The organism is Halogeometricum rufum (genome assembly GCF_900112175.1).
Taxonomy (GTDB): Archaea; Halobacteriota; Halobacteria; order Halobacteriales; family Haloferacaceae; genus Halogeometricum; species Halogeometricum rufum.
This window is the reverse complement of sequence record NZ_FOYT01000001.1, coordinates 1,048,055-1,062,540: the sequence shown is the minus strand read 5'-3', so window position 1 is coordinate 1,062,540 and position 14,486 is coordinate 1,048,055. Positions and strand designations below refer to the sequence as shown.

General features: G+C 67.7%; 12 protein-coding genes. 8 read left to right on the top strand and 4 right to left on the bottom strand.

All coding sequences use genetic code 11. The features are described from left to right. Window positions 1–79: 79 nt before the first annotated feature. A complete protein-coding gene (locus BM310_RS05535; protein ID WP_089805378.1) occupies window positions 80–562 on the top strand; it encodes a hypothetical protein in 483 nt (160 codons plus the stop codon). On the opposite strand, the gene BM310_RS05530 is transcribed toward BM310_RS05535, so the two are convergent. Continuing rightward, complete coding sequence (locus BM310_RS05530; protein WP_089805376.1) at window positions 559–1,119, bottom strand: HTH domain-containing protein; 561 nt, start codon at window positions 1,117–1,119, stop codon at window positions 559–561. The two genes, BM310_RS05535 and BM310_RS05530, sit on opposite strands and share 4 nt — an antisense overlap. 181 nt (window positions 1,120–1,300) lie before the next feature. Between BM310_RS05530 and proS the strand changes: the two genes are divergently transcribed. The 5 genes from proS (at window position 1,301) to BM310_RS05505 (ending at window position 9,286) form a co-directional block, all read left to right on the top strand. Beyond that, on the top strand, window positions 1,301–2,767 hold the full coding sequence (proS, locus tag BM310_RS05525) for a proline--tRNA ligase (RefSeq protein ID WP_089805374.1): 1,467 nt from the start codon (window positions 1,301–1,303) through the stop codon (window positions 2,765–2,767). Window positions 2,768–2,863: 96 nt separating this feature from the next. Further along, a complete protein-coding gene (locus tag BM310_RS05520; RefSeq protein WP_089805372.1) occupies window positions 2,864–3,118 on the top strand; it encodes a hypothetical protein in 255 nt (84 codons plus the stop codon). Window positions 3,119–3,224: 106 nt separating this feature from the next. Beyond that, window positions 3,225–3,473, top strand: coding sequence for a hypothetical protein (locus BM310_RS05515; protein WP_089805370.1), 249 nt, complete (start codon window positions 3,225–3,227; stop codon window positions 3,471–3,473). Window positions 3,474–3,643: 170 nt separating this feature from the next. Next, entirely contained in the window at window positions 3,644–8,176 is a 4,533-nt protein-coding gene (gltB, locus tag BM310_RS05510) for a glutamate synthase large subunit (RefSeq protein WP_089805368.1), read from the top strand. 117 nt (window positions 8,177–8,293) lie between these two features. Next, a complete protein-coding gene (locus BM310_RS05505; RefSeq protein WP_089805367.1) occupies window positions 8,294–9,286 on the top strand; it encodes an NAD-dependent epimerase/dehydratase family protein in 993 nt (330 codons plus the stop codon). Window positions 9,287–9,384: 98 nt separating this feature from the next. On the opposite strand, the gene BM310_RS05500 is transcribed toward BM310_RS05505, so the two are convergent. After that, complete coding sequence (locus BM310_RS05500; protein ID WP_089805365.1) at window positions 9,385–10,074, bottom strand: HD domain-containing protein; 690 nt, start codon at window positions 10,072–10,074, stop codon at window positions 9,385–9,387. 191 nt (window positions 10,075–10,265) lie between these two features. Here BM310_RS05500 and BM310_RS05495 point away from each other — a divergent pair, with 191 nt between their 5' ends. Further along, the gene (locus BM310_RS05495; protein ID WP_089805363.1) at window positions 10,266–11,000 is read left to right on the top strand and encodes an alanyl-tRNA editing protein; all 735 of its coding nucleotides are present in this window, start codon (window positions 10,266–10,268) and stop codon (window positions 10,998–11,000) included. Window positions 11,001–11,016: 16 nt separating this feature from the next. Here BM310_RS05495 and BM310_RS05490 read toward each other — a convergent pair whose 3' ends face one another. Beyond that, entirely contained in the window at window positions 11,017–11,796 is a 780-nt protein-coding gene (locus BM310_RS05490) for an FkbM family methyltransferase (RefSeq protein WP_089805361.1), read from the bottom strand. 74 nt (window positions 11,797–11,870) lie between these two features. Further along, window positions 11,871–12,836: a diacylglycerol/lipid kinase family protein gene (locus tag BM310_RS05485; protein WP_089805359.1), complete on the bottom strand. Its 966-nt coding sequence runs from the start codon at window positions 12,834–12,836 to the stop codon at window positions 11,871–11,873. Window positions 12,837–12,992: 156 nt separating this feature from the next. On the opposite strand from BM310_RS05485, the gene BM310_RS05480 reads away from it, so the two are divergent. Beyond that, complete coding sequence (locus BM310_RS05480) at window positions 12,993–14,339, top strand: APC family permease (protein WP_089805358.1); 1,347 nt, start codon at window positions 12,993–12,995, stop codon at window positions 14,337–14,339. The last annotated feature ends 147 nt before the right edge of the window (window positions 14,340–14,486 follow it).

Genomic DNA, 14,486 nt, shown 5'->3' with positions numbered 1-14,486 from the left:
ACCCGCTTACTCGGACGTATTCTTGCCTCGGTATAAAAGCCTTCGCAAAGTCGAAGCAGTTCGAGCCCCTCGGGAGGGTATGGAACTGACACCCGACGCCGTCGCCGAGGAGGCGCGGTGGGTGAGCGACCGGTCTACCGTCGTGGTCCCCCTGTTGAACGAGACGCGGACGCGGTTGGGCGACCTGTTCGACACCGACGTGGGGACGGTGACGGAGGCGGAGTACCGCGAGGAAGTCGCGACGGTGTTCGCCGACGGCGACGTGGCCGTCAACGTCGCGGGCTACGTCGGTATCCTGCGCGAGTTGGACGTCCAAGACGACTATCCGGGGTTCGTCGTCGACGAGATTCTCGGCCGCGAACTCGCGGCGACCATCGCGGGCGGGCAACCGCTCTCGTTGCTCGCGCAGGCGACGTTCCACTTCGCGGACACGGCGACGCACACCGACGGCGTCGCCGGCGCGGACGACCTAGACGCCGCCCTCGCGGCCGGCTTCCAGACCCGACTCCCCGGCTGGGAGTGGCGCGAACGGGAGAGCCCGTTCGCGGTGACGCCGGATTAGGAGAGGACCCGTTCGAGGGGTTCGCCGTCGTCGCGCTCCTCGGTCGCCGGACGTTCGCGTTCGGCGATGGTTCGCAGTCGCTCGGTGAGACACCCGGTGTACTCGTCGCAGAGGGTGACGTTCGTCACGACGCCGTTCTCGAACTCGACGAGTGCCGCGCGCGGGACGCGCCGCATCTGCGTGGGGGGTCCCATCCGTCCGCGACCCACCGTCCGCGACTCCGTCGAGATGGAGGCGTCGCTCCCGCGTCGCCACGCCCAGCGCTTCAGTTTTCCGAGGCGGTCCAGCGTCCTCCGCGGCACCTCGTCGTCGGGGTACCCGCCGGCGACGTCCACGTACCGGTCCCACGTCTCGACGGCGGCGGCGTCCACGTCGCCGCGTTCCTCGAGGTGACGGAGGCGTTCGGCCACCCGGTCGAACTCGTTTCGGCCGCCCGTCTCCGTCGCCTCGCGCCACAGTTCGACCCGCGTCTCGTTCCGGTCGGACCCGCCGGTACGTTCCGACCGTTCGGTCGTCCGTTCTCGGTTCTCCGGTCGCTTAGTGACCCGTGTTAACATCGAACCCACCTAGCGTATCGTACATCGTGGGGGCACATCTAGCTGACGCCTCCTCACCGCTGAGCGAACTATCCGTGCGTCCGGAAACACTCCGCCGACGGGGAGTCTACCGGGGAGACAGGTTCGATGAGCCTCCGACGCTTCAGGAGATTTAAGGCCGCAGTCGGGAGAAATACCGCTAATGAGCGACGAACAGGAACTCGGCATCACCGAGTCCAAGCAGTACAACACGGGCGAGTGGTACGCCGAAGTCGTCCAGAAGGCAGGTCTCGCCAACTACGGTCCCGAAGGCATGAGCGGTTTCATCGTCACGCGTCCGCGGGCGTACGCGCTCTGGGAGCGAGTGCAGGGGTTCCTCGACGCGAAGTTCAAGAGTACGGGGGTCCAGAACGCCTACTTCCCGCTCTTCATCCCCGAGAGCTACCTCGAACGCGAGAAGGACGTGGTGGAGGGGTTCGACCCCGAAGTCGCGTGGGTCACGCACGCCGGCCACCAGGAACTGGAGGAACGACTCGCCGTCCGACCCACCTCCGAGTCGATAATCGCGCCGTACATGGCGCAGTGGGTCCGTAGTCACCGCGACCTCCCCATGCGCGTGAACCAGTGGGCCTCGGTCGTTCGGTGGGAGGCGACCGAGACGAAGCCGTTCTTCCGCACGAAGGAGTTCCTCTGGCAGGAGGGACACACCGCGCACGCGACGCACGACGACGCGTGGGAGGAGACGATGACGCGTCTCGAACAGTACGAGTCGGTGTACGAGGACCTGCTGGCGATTCCGGTCCTCCGCGGCGCGAAACCCGAGCACGACAAGTTCCCCGGCGCGCACACGACGACGACGGTGGAGGCACTCATGCCCGACGGCAAGTCCGTGCAGGGAGCCACCTCCCACCACCTCGGTACCTCCTTCGCGGAGGCGTTCGACATCACCTACACCGACGTGGACGAGGAGAGTCAGGCGACGCACACCACGTCGTGGGGCCTCTCCTGGCGCGCACTCGGCGCGCTCATCATGACGCACTCCGACGACCAGGGACTCGTCCTGCCGCACACCGTCGCGCCCGAACAGGTGGTCGTCGTCCCCATCTGGCAGGCCGATACGCAGGAGAAGGTGCTCGAGTACGCCGAGTCCATCACCGAGGAACTGGAGGCCGACGGCATCCGCGTCGAACTCGACGACCGAGACGAGCGGAATCCCGGCTTCAAGTTCAACGAGTGGGAACTGAAGGGCGTCCCCGTCCGCTTCGAAATCGGCCCGAACGAGGTGGACGACGACGTAGTGACGGTTGTCCACCGCCCCGACGGCGAGTCGAAGGAAGTCCCCCGCGAGGACATCGCCGAGACGGTGCGCGCGGAGTTCGACGAGGTGTACGCGAAACTGTACGCCACCGCCGAAGAGAACCTCGCGGAGAACGTCCGCGAGGCGGACTCCCGTGCCGACATCCTCGGCACCATCGGTCAGCACGGCGGGTACGTGAAGGCGCCGTGGTGCGGCGACGAGGACTGCGAGGCGGAGATAAAGGACCAGATAGCCGCGGAGATAGTGATGGTCCCCCTCAACGACGAGGAGGCCGAGATTCACGGCGGCGAGGAGTGCGCCGTCTGCGGCGACGACGCCGAGGAGACGGCGTACTTCGCGAAGTCGTACTGAGCGGACTCCGGGAGAAACGCGTCCCGGCGGGCGGGCACCGACGCCGCCGGGACGGCCACCAGTCCCTTACTCGTACCGACCGAACGTGGCGACGCGATGGTACGCCCCTTCACGCAGGAGGACGTGGACAAACGCATCGTGACCGCCGCCGGCGACACCGTCGGGACGGTTCGCGGCGTCGAGGACGGCCGCGCGACGGTCGAACGAACCGACGACGACGAGAGCCTCACCGACGAGATAAAGGAGATGCTCGGCTGGAGCGACGACGACGACACCTACGAACTGACCGGCGACGACGTCGATGAGTACGAGGACGGCAACCGCATCCGACTGCCCGGATACACCGGATAGTCGCCGTCGCCGCCGTTCTCACCGCGTGCTGAATTACTCGGACCGGTGACGTAGCAGGTTCGCGGCCAACACCTCCTTACGAGTGCCGTGTTAATTTTCTATCGCGATGGCACGAAAATTCAGAGACGACGACCGTAACAAGGAAGTAGTGACCGCCGAGGGCGACCGTATCGGCACCATCCACGACGTGAACGACGGGCGCGCGACGGTCGAACGCGACGAGGACAGCGACGGCCTGACGGGCAAGATAAAGGACATGCTCGGGTGGGGCGACGACGACGACGACAACGAACTCCGCGACGAACACGTCGACTCCTACGACGACGACCGAGTTCGACTCCGACGACACTCCTGAGCGACGGGCGTCTCCGAGACACCTTTTATTTCGGTCGCGTCTGTCGATTTCTTCGCCTCCGAGTACCATCTGTCTGCAGAATACCGATTCATTATATCTCCTAGTATGTGATAAACATGCCCTTATGCTTTCAGGATAACGCGTTTAAATGGAGAGGCTAAGTGGGACACATGACCAAGCCACATAGAGACACCCCTGTTCCGTCGGACGGACTCGCGGACCCGACCGACGAACGCTCGAACTGCGGGGTTGGTGCCGTAATCGACCTCGACGGTGGGGTAAGCCACGAGACGGTCGCGGACGGGCTCGAACTACTGGAGAACCTCGAACACCGGGGCACCACCGGAGCGGAGGAGGACACCGGCGACGGCGCCGGCATCATGGTCCAGCGACCCGACGAGTTCTTCGACGCCGTCGTGGACGCGGCGTTACCGGACGAGTACGCCGTCGGGTCGATATTCATGCCGACGGACGACGCCGCCCGCGAGACGCTCACCGACCTGTTCGAGCGCGAACTCGCCGCGCACGGGCTGACGGTCGTGACCTGGCGGGACGTGCCCACGGACAACGCGGACCTCGGGAAGACGGCGCTCGACTCCGAGCCCGACGTGTGGCAGGCGTTCGTCGTCCCGGAGACCGAGATGGACGACGACGAGTTCGACCGCGCGCTCTACCTCGCGCGCCGCGCCGTCGAGAACGCGGTGGACGAACTCGACGAACGGGGAGCCGCGCGCTTCTACGTCTGTTCGCTCTCGCGGAAGACGCTGGTCTACAAGGGCCTCCTGAAGGGCGAACAGCTCGCGGACTACTACCCCGACCTGCGGGACGAACGGCTGAAGACGACGCTCACGCTCGTCCACGCGCGGTTCTCGACCAACACGCTTGGCGCGTGGCACCTCGCGCACCCGTACCGCCACATCATCCACAACGGCGAGATAAACACCATCCGCGGCAACGTCAACTGGATGCGCGCGCGGGAGACGGACCTCGAACACCCCGACTTCGGCGACGACATCGACACGGTCAAGCCGGTGACGAAGGCCGACCAGTCCGACACCGCCTCTGTCGACAACGCGGTCGAACTCCTGCTTCAGGGCGGCCGCGAACTCCCGCACGTCCTGCGGATGCTCATCCCCGAGGCCTACCGCGGCGACGACGCGATGTCGGCGGAACGCCGCGAGTGGTACGACTACCACGCCTCGCTGGTCGAACCGTGGGACGGTCCCGCCCTCGTGGCGGCGACCGACGGCGACCGGGTGGCGGCCGTCCTCGACCGCAACGGGCTCCGCCCCTGCCGCTACGACGTGACGACGGACGGCACGCTCGTGATGGCCTCCGAAGTCGGCGCCCTGGACACCGACCCCTCCGAGATTCGCGAACGCGGTCGGCTCCAGCCCGGCCAACTGTTCGTCGCCGACCCCGAAGAGGGGCGCGTCATCCCCGACGAGGAGGTGTTCGACTCGCTGACCGACGAGAAGTACGGCGAGTGGGTCGACGACCAGCAGCGCCGGATGTCCGACCTCGCAGACGCCGACGACTACGCGCCGCGCGGCGTCGTCGACGACCTCCGCGCCCGGCAGGCCGCCTTCGGCTACACCACCGACCAGCTGAACCACCTCATCGAACCGATGGCGAGAGACGGGAAGGACCCCGTCGGCTCGATGGGCGACGACACGCCGCTGTCGGTACTGTCGGACTTCGACCGCCCGCTCTTCACCTACTTCAAGCAACTGTTCGCGCAGGTGACGAACCCGCCGTTAGACTACATCCGGGAGGAACTCGTCACCTCGCTGGAGTCGCGTCTCGGACCGGAGCGGAACCTGCTGGACGAGACGCCGGAACACGCCCGGCAACTCGTCCTCGACTCGCCAATTATCTCCGACGCCGAGACGGCCGCCATCAAGGACCTGAACGGCGACATGTCCTCGGCGGTCGTGGACATCACGTTCGACACCGAGACGGCCCTCCGGGACGCCGTCGAACGCGTCCGCGCCGACGCGGTGGCCGCCATCGAGGACGGCGCGGACGTGGTCGTCCTCTCGGACCGGAGCCTCGACGCCGACCGAGCGGCCGTCCCGAGTCTCCTCGCGACGGGCGCGGTCCACCACGAACTCGTCCGGACCGGCCTGCGCAACCACGCCGGCCTCGTCGTCGAGTCGGGCGAACCGAGCGAGGTGCACCACATGGCCACGCTCGTCGGCTACGGCGCGGGAGCGGTCAACCCCTACCTCGCCTACCAGACCATCGGCGACATCGTCGCCGGCCCCGACGGCGCGGACGAGGAGAAGGCCATCGCCGCCTACACGAAGGCGCTCGAAGACGGCGTGCTGAAGACGATGGCGAAGATGGGCATCTCCACCGTCGCCTCCTACCAGGGCGCGCAGATATTCGAGGCCGTCGGGCTCGACTCCGACTTCGTCGCCGAGTACTTCGAGGGGACGGAGATTCGGACCGAGGGTATCGGCATCGACGTCGTCGAACAGGACCTGCTGACCCGCCACGCCGTCGCCTACGGCGCCGACCCCCAACTCCAGCATCAGGGCGAGTACGAGCACCGCTCGAACGGCATCTACCACCAGTGGAACCCGAAGACGGTCGGGACGCTCCAGCAGGCGGTCCGCTCGGGCGACTACGAGAAGTATCAGGAGTTCGCCGACCTCATCAACGACCAGTCGAAGGAACTCCAGACGCTCCGGGGTCTGCTGGAGTTCGACTCCGACCGCGACCCGGTGCCCCTCGACGAGGTGGAACCGGTCGAGGACATCGTCGAGCGCTTCTCGACGGCGGCGATGTCGCTCGGCAGCCTGTCGCCGGAGGCGCACGAGAACAACTCCATCGCGATGAACCGCATCGGCGGGAAGTCCAACTCCGGCGAGGGCGGCGAACCGCCCGAGCGGTTCGGCACGGAGAAGGAGTGTAACGTCAAGCAGGTGGCGTCCGGCCGGTTCGGCGTCACCAGTCACTACCTCTCCAGCGCCGACGAACTGCAGATAAAGATGGCGCAGGGGTCCAAGCCCGGCGAGGGCGGCCACCTGCCCGGCAAGAAGGTCAACGAGATGATAGCGCACGTCCGCTTCGCGACGCCGGGCGTCGGTCTCATCTCGCCGCCGCCGCTGCACGACATCTACTCCATCGAGGACCTCAAGCAGCTCATCCACGACCTGAAGTCTGCCAACCCCGACGCGGACGTCAACGTGAAACTCGTCTCCGAAGCCGGCATCGGCACCATCGCCGCCGGCGTCGCGAAGGCGAACGCCGACGTGGTCCACATCTCGGGCCACGACGGCGGCACCGGCGCGTCGCCGAAGACGTCCATCAAGAACGCCGGCCTGCCGTGGGAACTCGGACTCGCGGAGGCCAACCAGATGCTCCGCGCGACGAACCTGCGCTCGCGCATCCGCGTCACCGCCGACGGCGGCATGAAGACGGGTCGCGACGTGGCCGTCGCCGCCCTCCTCGGCGCCGAGGAGTACGTCTTCGGGACGGCATCGCTCGTCACCTCGGGCTGCGTGATGGCCCGACAGTGCCACGAGAACACCTGTCCGGTCGGCGTCGCCACCCAGCGGGAGGACCTGCGCAAGCGCTTCCCCGGCCAGCCCGACCACGTCATCAACTACATGACGTTCATCGCGGAGGAACTCCGCGAGATACTGGCCGAACTCGGCTTCCGGTCGGTCGAGGAGATGATCGGCCGCCCCTCGCTGCTCTCCCAGCGCGAGACGGACCACGAGAAGGCCAAGCATCTCGACCTCTCGTCGGTCATCGCCGAGCCCGCCTCGGGCGCGCGCTACAAGACCGAAGAACAGGCGCACAGCGACGTGGCCGAGAGCCTCGACCACGAACTCGTCGAGGCGGCCGAACCGGCGCTCGAACGCGGCGAACCGGTCGAGATTCGCCGCGAGGTGTCGAACGTGGACCGCGCCATCGGCGCGATGCTGTCGAACGAGATATCGAACCGATACGGCGGCGAGGGACTCGCTGACGACACCATCCGCTGTGAGTTCTCCGGCGTCGCCGGCCAGTCGTTCGGCGCGTTCCTCGCCAGCGGCGTGACGATGCGCCTCTCGGGCGCGTCGAACGACTACGTCGGCAAGGGACTCTCCGGCGGGAAAGTCGTCGTCACGACGCCCGAAACGGCCGCCTACGAGGCCGACGAGAACGTCCTCGTCGGCAACGTCGCCTTCTACGGGGCGACGCAGGGCGAGGCGTACGTCAACGGCGTCGCGGGCGAGCGCTTCTGCGTCCGCAACTCCGGCGTGAAAGCGGTCGTCGAGGGCGTCGGCGACCACGGCTGCGAGTACATGACCGGCGGCGTCGTCGCCGTCCTCGGCGACACCGGCCGCAACTTCGCCGCGGGGATGTCCGGCGGCGTCGCGTACGTGTACGACCCCGACGACGAGTTCGAGGCGAAGGCGAACACCGGCATGGTGTCGCTCTCGGACGCACTCGACGACTCCGACGAGGCGATGCTGCACCGTCTCGTTGAGAACCACGCGGCGTACACCGACTCCGAGCGCGCGTCGTGGATGCTCGACGACTGGGCGAGCGTCGTGGACGACTTCGTGAAGGTGATGCCCGACGCCTACGCCGACATCGTCGCGGAACGCGCCGAGGCGGACGTGCGGCGCGAACTCCCCGAGTCGGCGTCGGCCGTCTCGCCCGACGGCGAGTCCGGGACGCTGGCGCAGACCAGCGACGACTGAGCGGACTGCGGCGCTGACCGGACTTGCACGGGGAGAGGCCGCCCGGGACGCCGCCCACTCCCGGTAGCCGACTCCGGTACTTCCACACTTTTCACCGCGGCCCGCAGAGTGGGTCGTATGACCGACACCGCACTCGTCGTCGGCGGGACGCGCTTCATCGGCCGGCACGCCGTCGACGACCTGTTGGACCACGGCTACGACGTCGCCATCTTCAACCGCGGCAACCACGAGAACCCGTTCGCCGAGGACGACCGGGTCACCCACGTCGAGGGCGACCGGACGGACGACACGGCGCTGAAGGCCGCGAAACTCTCCGTCGAACCGGACGTCGTGGTCGACTGCGTGGCGTACCACCCCGCGGACGTGGAGGCGGCCGTCGAGATATTCGCCGACGTGGACGCCTACGTCTACATCTCCAGCGGTGCGGCGTACAGCCGCGAGGAGATTCCGAAGCGTGAGGGCGAGACACCGCTGTGCGACTGCACGCCCGAACAGGCCGAGTCAGACTCCTCGGAGTCCTACGGGCCGCGGAAGGCCGAGGGCGACCGCATCGTCTTCGACGCCGCGATGGACGGCGTGAACGCGATGTCGGTCCGCCCGTGCATCGTCTACGGCCCCGACGACTACACGGAGCGACTGGACTACTGGATAGACCGGGTCGAGACGTCCGACCGCGTCGTCGTCCCCGGCGACGGGATGAACGTCTGGCACCGCGCGTACGTGAAGGACGTGGCGAGTGCGCTCCGCGTCGTCGCCGAACGCGGGACGCCCGGCGAGGCGTACAACGTCGGCGACCGGCGACTCGTCACGCTGGAGGAGATGGTGGACCTGATAGCCGAGGCGGCCGACACAACCGTCGAAGTCGTCCACGCGGGCGAACGAGAACTCGCCGCCGCCGACCTCTCCGCGGACGACTTCGTCCTCTACCGGGACTACCCGCACGTCCTCGACACGAACAAACTGGCCGACCTGGGCTGGGATTCCACCCCCCTCGACGAGGCGATGGCGGCGTCGGTGGACGACCACCGCGACTCCGACCGCGACGGCTCCGAGTGGGACCCCGGCCGCGACGCCGAGGAGTCGGTGCTGGAGATTCTGGACACGCTGTAGATGTCGGCGTCACTCGGCCGCATGCCGTTCGCGGCCGTCTCGGTCGCGGGCATCACTGTCGCCCGCGTCTCGGTCGACCGCCGCACGCGCCCGTCGCCTCAGTCCCCGAACTCGTCGTGGTCCATGCCGGGGACCTCCTCCTCCAACCACTCGCGGAACCACTTGACCCGCTTGAGTCGCTGGTGGGCGATGCTCTCCGCGCTGTCGCTCTCGATGCGGTCCGTCGCGGCGTGCCCGCGTTCGAGGACGCGTTCGACCATCTCGGAGGCGTCCATGTGGGTGCGCGCCTCGTAGCCCATGCGGAGGAGCATCAGGACGGTGCCGTTCGCGCCGACTTTGTCGAGGATGTCCGCCTCGATGAGACACCGCGTCTCCAGCGTCACGTCCTCCAGCGACCCCTGATAGGAGTGGTCGGCGACGACCTGACACACCTGTTCGACGAACGACTGCGGGAAGTCGCCGTGCGACGTGAGGTACTCGCGGGCGACGCGCGCGCCCTCCTCGGCGTGGACCTCCTGGTCGGCCTCCAGTTTGGCGATGTCGTGGAACAGGGCGGCGACGCGGACGACGTCCACGTCTCCCCCCTCGCGTTCGGCTATCTTCGAGGCGAGGTCGACGACGTTGAGGATGTGGTTGAACCGGTACTCCGCGCTGTGCCACGGATACCACCGCATGCGGCCGCCGTCGTCTTCGTTCTCCACGCTGGCGGCGAGGTAGTCCTCGACGAATCGCTGCATCGTCTCGAACTCCTCGGCGGACACGGGAGATTCCTTTATTTCAACGCCCACAGTGCCACCTCCGATCGACACGTTGGAGGGAAGTTCGAACGTTCGCGTTCGTATTCATTACCCGAATTAATGGTTGTTCCGCTCTTAGGCGTTACGACGAGCGAAACCATTGCTCGGCGGCGCGCGGACCGCCCGACGCCCGTACGGCGACCGAAGGACCTTACTCCCTGCGGTCGTACTGAGGCCATCAGATGCCGAGCGAACCCCTCTACTTCGAAGACACCGCCCGACGGTCGTTCGAGGCGACCGTCGCGTCCGTCGCCGGCGACCGGGTCGTCCTCGACCGGACCTGTTTCTACCCGACCGGCGGCGGGCAACCGAACGACACCGGCACCCTCCGCGACGACGAGGGCCGCGAGTGGCGCGTCACGGACGTGACGAAGCGAGGCGAGATTCTCCACACGCTCGACGGCGACCCGCCGGACCCGGGGACGGCCGTGACGGGCGAACTCGACTGGGACCGCCGACGCGCCCACATGCGCTACCACACCGCCCAGCACCTGCTGTCGGCCGTCCTCTTGGACGAGTACGACGCCGAGACGACGGGCAACCAACTGTACGACGACCACGCGCACCTCGACTGCGCGTACGATCGGTTCGAGCGGAGCGACCTCGATGCCGTCGAGTCGCGACTGAACGAACTCGTCGCCGACGCGCGGCCCGTTCGCTGGCACGTGATGGACCGTGAGGCGGCCGAGGAGTCGCTGGACACGGCGCGGACGCGCATCCACCTGCTGCCGGACTCCATCACCGAGGTCCGCATCGTCGAAGTCGCCGGCGCGAGCGACGACGACCCGCCGTTCGACCGCACGGCCTGCGCGGGGACGCACGTCGCCGACACGGCGGAGATAGGAGCGGTCGAGGTGACGGGCCGCCGGACGCAGGGGGCGACCGAGGAGCGCGTGGAGTTCGTCCTCGACGAGTGACCACCGTCGCGAGCGACTAGCCGTCGGGCGTACAGACCCACCCATCGGGCCGGGTGCGAATCTCGTATCCGAGCGGAGCGAGAGCGTCGGCGACGGCGCGGCGTTCGCTCTCGTCGTGCGGTTCGAAGTAGACGGTCGGCCGCGCCGATTCGAGGACGGCCCGCGCGCCTGCGAGGACCGCCGCCGCGCCGCCCTCCACGTCGACCTTCAGGTGGTCCGGGGGCGGGGTTCCGGCGGCGACGAGGCCGTCCAGCGTCACTACCGGCACCTCGACGGTGCCGCGGACGCGCGCCTCCCACGCGCTCGCTCGCGCCTCGTCGAACGAGCCGAGTTCGTCGTACGTCGACCGGAAGAACCGGCGGGTCCCCGTCTCGTCGCCGACCCCCTCGCCCCGCACCGCGACGTTGGCGAAGTCGTTGACGCGGACGTTCGCCGCGAGGTGCGACCGAACCGCCGGGTCCGGTTCGAAGGCGACGACGCGCGCGTCGGGGTGGCTCGCGGCGACGGCAAGCGAGTACACGCCGGTGTTCGCGCCCACGTCGTACACCACGTCGCCGGGGGCCACCGCGTCGAGGAGGCGTTCGAGCAGCACGTCGTCGCCGTGCCGGAGGAGGGGTTCGTAGCTCCGGAACGTCGCGTCGCCGACGCGCTTTCGCGTGGCGACCAGTTCGCGCTCGTGGTTCGCGCGCGTCACCGCGTAGTACGCGCCGTAGAACGGCCGGCGGAGACGCCACCGCAGTCGCGACGCGAGCGACGGGCCGTCCGCGCGGCCGAGCGACGGGACGTCGAAGTCCATCGCACGGGGAGACTCGCGGGCGGAGTATGCCCCTTTCGGTCGGGGGTGCCGACGGGACGGTCGGCGGCGCGGCGTCAGGCGTCGAACGGCGACGGGTCGTAGTCGGGCCCGACGCAGACGCGGAGCGCCAGCGGACGCGTGTGCAGGGAGAGGCGACTGGTCGCGTAGGGTTCGCCGTCGAGGCTGAAGTCGATGCTCTCGTCGTCGCCGGCGCGAATCTCGAGTTGACTGGCGCGGACGTGGAACACGTTCTCCGTGCTCTCGCCGAGCACTCGCTGGGCGATGGCCTCGGCGACCATCTCGACGGTCGGCATCTGTTCGATGACGACCACCTCGAAGTGGCCGTCCTCGACGTCCGCCTGCCCGCCCTCCTTCGCGAACCGCCGGAGGTTCCCGACTAGGACGCAGACGGCCTCGCCGGACCACCGGCGCTCCTCGCCGTTCGAGACGGCCGTGAGGTCGACGTGGAGGCCGTCGAAGTCGGCCATCTCCCGCAGGCCCTCGACGACGAACGCGAACGACCCGAACCGCTCTTTCGAGTCGTCCGAGGTGTTGATGCTCGCGTCCGCGATGAGGCCGGCGATGCAGGACATCGCGAACGGTTTGCCGTCGGCGACGCCGACGTCGATTCGCCTGCGTGCCCCCGTCTCGACCACCTCGAACGCCTGTTCGACGCTCCCGATACCGAGGTTGGTCGCCACGATGTTCGCCGTCCCGACGGGCACGGGTACGAGCGTCGTCCGGTCGAACGCGTCGGCCCGGTCGAGGCCGTCGATGACCTCGTGGACGGTTCCGTCCCCACCCGCGACGGCTATCAGGGTGGCGCCGTCGGCCGCGGCGGCCCGGGCGAGTTCGGTGGCGTGACCCGCGCGCTCGGTCTCCTCGACCCGGAATCCCCGTTCTTCGGCGAGTTCGCGGACCCGGTCGGCGTGGTCGGCGGTGCCGCTCACGGGGTTGAGTACGAGCCACCGCCCGTGGTCCGTCTGGGGCATCGCACCGGCGATCGGTTCGTCGACCAACGTCTCCCCAGCCTGTCTCATATCCGTACGTCGAGCCCGTCGCCTAACAATCTGTTTGCAGTGGTTCGCCGGGCGGTTCGGCGGTCGCAACTCTATACCACAGATTCCGATAGTAAATTCAATCCATCTAGTTCTCGGCTAAAAGACTGAAAGGGATGCCTCGACTACACCGCCCCAATGGTCGATGATTCTGCAGGCGGCGACCTCGGATTGACCGGTGCGGTGTCGATGGCTCTCGGAGGGATGATCGGCGGCGGCATCTACGCGGTTCTCGGCGTCGTCGTCAACATCTCCGGGGCGACGGCGTGGGTAGCGTTCGTCCTCGCCGGTCTCGTCGCCCTCTGTGCGGGCTACTCGTACATCAAGCTGAACCAACTGAGCAACCCCGAAGGCGCGTCGCCGACGTATCTGGAGTGGTTCGCGGACAGTTCGACGCTCGCCGGGATGGCGGGGTGGACGCTGCTGTTCGGCTACGTCGGGTCGATGGCGATGTACGCCTACGCGTTCGGAAGCTACTCCGTCGACATGCTCGGCGTCGAGCAGGTGTTCGGCCTCCCGCTTCGCGTACTCCTCTCTCTGGCTATCGTGGGCCTGTTCGTCGGGCTCAACCTCGTCGGCGTCGAGGAGTCCGGCTGGGTCGAAGTCGTCCTCGTCGTCCTCAAGATAGCGGTCCTCGTCGGCTTCGTCGGCTTCGGACTCTGGTTCGGGTCGTCGAACGGCGGCATCGACACCGGCATCGATTCGCTCGGCTTCGAACCCATCATGGCCGCCGCGATGTCGTTCGTGGCGTTCCAGGGCTGGCAGTTGCTGATGTACTCCCAGAGCACCATTAAGGACCACAGCGACACCAACCCGACGGCCATCTACCTCTCCATCCCGACGGCCGTCCTCATCTACATCGGCGTCGCCATCGTCACGACGAGCATCGTCGGCGTCGACCTCGTCTCCCAGCACCCCGAGGTGGCGCTGGCGACGGCCGCCTCGGAGTTCGGCGGCGGGACGGGGCACTTCATCATCGCGCTGTCGGCGCTGTTCTCGACGGCCAGCGCCATCAACGCGACGCTGTTCACCAGCGCGCAGTTCTCCGACCGACTCATCGCGAACGACCTCTTGCCGGACCGACTCGACACGAGTTCCCCCGACGAGTTCGAAGAGGGCGAGGAACTCCCCAAGCGCATCATCCTCCTCCTCGGCGTGCTGACCGCCGCGTTCACCGTCGTCGGCAGTCTGGAGGGCATCACGTCGTTCGCGTCGCTGACGTTCATCGTCGTCTTCGGCGCGATGAGCTTCCTCGCACTGCAACAGCGTGACCACGAGGACGTGTCGGCGATTCCGCCCGCCGTCGGGCTGGTCGGCACGGTCCTGTTCCTCCCGATGATGGTGTGGCACCTGTTCACCTCTCAGCGCGCCGTCTTCTACACCGTCGCCGCCATCAGCGTGGTCGTCGTCGTGCTCGAACTGGTCTACTTCGAGACGAGTCTGTTCTCGGGCGGCGACGGCGAGTCGGCCGTGAGCGGAGACTGAGGCGGCCCCCGGCGGCGTCCGCGTTCGAGACGCTCCGTGCGTATCCGGGAACAGAGACGGCGAGAGGGTTCGTTCGGACGGAGAGTAGTCTCGGGCGGGGTCGAACCGCGAAGACGCGAATCCGCTCGTCCTCTGGGTGTCGAATCC

Bases quoted from the DNA above. Each gene is read 5' to 3' on its own strand.
- proS (WP_089805374.1), top strand. From the start codon at position 1,301: ATGAGCGACGAACAGGAACTCGGCATCACCGAGTCCAAGCAGTACAAC.
- BM310_RS05520 (WP_089805372.1), top strand. From the start codon at position 2,864: ATGGTACGCCCCTTCACGCAGGAGGACGTGGACAAACGCATCGTGACC.
- gltB (WP_089805368.1), top strand. From the start codon at position 3,644: ATGACCAAGCCACATAGAGACACCCCTGTTCCGTCGGACGGACTCGCG.
- BM310_RS05480 (WP_089805358.1), top strand. From the start codon at position 12,993: ATGGTCGATGATTCTGCAGGCGGCGACCTCGGATTGACCGGTGCGGTG.
- BM310_RS05490 (WP_089805361.1), bottom strand. From the start codon at position 11,796: ATGGACTTCGACGTCCCGTCGCTCGGCCGCGCGGACGGCCCGTCGCTC.
- BM310_RS05530 (WP_089805376.1), bottom strand. From the start codon at position 1,119: ATGTTAACACGGGTCACTAAGCGACCGGAGAACCGAGAACGGACGACC.
- BM310_RS05515 (WP_089805370.1), top strand. From the start codon at position 3,225: ATGGCACGAAAATTCAGAGACGACGACCGTAACAAGGAAGTAGTGACC.
- BM310_RS05535 (WP_089805378.1), top strand. From the start codon at position 80: ATGGAACTGACACCCGACGCCGTCGCCGAGGAGGCGCGGTGGGTGAGC.
- BM310_RS05485 (WP_089805359.1), bottom strand. From the start codon at position 12,836: ATGAGACAGGCTGGGGAGACGTTGGTCGACGAACCGATCGCCGGTGCG.
- BM310_RS05505 (WP_089805367.1), top strand. From the start codon at position 8,294: ATGACCGACACCGCACTCGTCGTCGGCGGGACGCGCTTCATCGGCCGG.
- BM310_RS05495 (WP_089805363.1), top strand. From the start codon at position 10,266: ATGCCGAGCGAACCCCTCTACTTCGAAGACACCGCCCGACGGTCGTTC.